The sequence below is a fragment of the Vibrio sp. 1978 genome, assembly GCF_033344345.1.
Genome location: NZ_JAWPOP010000113.1, coordinates 1 through 1220, shown reverse-complemented (window position 1 = coordinate 1220; position 1220 = coordinate 1). Strand labels below are relative to the sequence as shown.

Annotated in this window: 1 protein-coding gene; it reads right to left on the bottom strand. The window is 45.5% G+C overall.

Annotation, left to right across the window (positions count from 1 at the left end; translation table 11 throughout):
* Positions 1-28: 28 nt before the first annotated feature.
* Entirely contained in the window at positions 29-1021 is a 993-nt protein-coding gene (locus tag R8N49_RS24845; RefSeq protein WP_005480957.1) for a hypothetical protein, read from the bottom strand.
* Positions 1022-1220 lie beyond the last annotated feature (199 nt).

Below are 1220 nucleotides of genomic sequence, written 5' to 3'. Positions count from 1 at the left end.
CCTATTTTGTGTGGGTATGTGAGCAGGGTTACTTTAGTACTTGCTCGATCTGACGAGCCTTTACTTGGCGGTTACTTGAAATTAATTCTTCAAGCCATGTTTGGTGGCCTTGTTGAGCCAGTTGACGAGCGACCAGTGTCGCTTCTTCAGATAATGCCATTTTCGCAATAAGAAACTGTTTCACTTCCGGCGATAATGGATTGGATTTGGTGAGTAAGCGAATCGCGTGAGGTTTGAGGCTTGGGTTGATCGTGGCATTCATCAACTGCTGCAAAGAGAAAGCATCTCCTGTATCAGCTAAGCGCTTGAGTTCCTGTTGGCTATTGTAATCGGCGCGCATTCGCCATAGTAAATCGTACATGGCTTTGTCTTGGCTGACTTGCGCCATACGAACGACCACTGCTGTGGACGGTAGCCAACTGGTGACATTCGCTTGAGTTAACTGCGTCGTTAAGGCTTTTAACGCACTTGGCGATAAGCTATCTAGCTCACGAATGAGCAAGGATTCTCTCGTCTGAATTTGTTGAGACGTCCCCGTTAACCACTGCTGCAGGTTTAACTCTTTTCGTTCAGCTTGCAGCACAAAATCTAACGTGCTTTGGTCTTGTTTCCAACGCTTAATTAAACGACTCGCAATCGCTGGGTAATTGAATGCGGGTACACTGAATTCATAGCCATCGCCTCGCTCCAACATTTGATACGTGGGTGTCAAACGAACTTGCGATTCCACGAACAGTGCCATGCGCGGGGTAAGTATGATGTTTTGCTGTTCTAATTTTTCCAACAGGCGAAAACGCACCACTTCTTGCTGAGGAAAAGCGAGCCGATCGAGGGAAAATTTAAGCGAATCAACCTCATCTCTGACCACGTACTCAAGGAGTTCAGAAACTTTGGTTTGAATTTGAGTATCCTGAAGCCACTGTTCTACCACAGACTCCTGCATTTCCTTCGCAGAAACGGCCACGGGTAGAGTGAGCAGTGACAAGCTCAGGAGTAATGACGACAACATTCCTTGTTGCATGTTAACCTCCCGATAACATTTGTTCTCATTTTGCTGCTTCTATTGATAGAAAGCAATAAAAAAGCCACCATTTTTGTGGTGGCTTTTTCAAAATAAGAACTCAGTTATTACTGACGACGCATCGCATCGAAGAACTCATCATTCGTCTTCGTCATTGCTAGCTTATCGATTAGGAATTCCATTGCGTCGATTTCGCCCA

Coding starts and splice junctions, on each gene's coding strand:
- R8N49_RS24845 (WP_005480957.1), bottom strand. CDS start 1,021: ATGCAACAAGGAATGTTGTCGTCATTACTCCTGAGCTTGTCACTGCTC.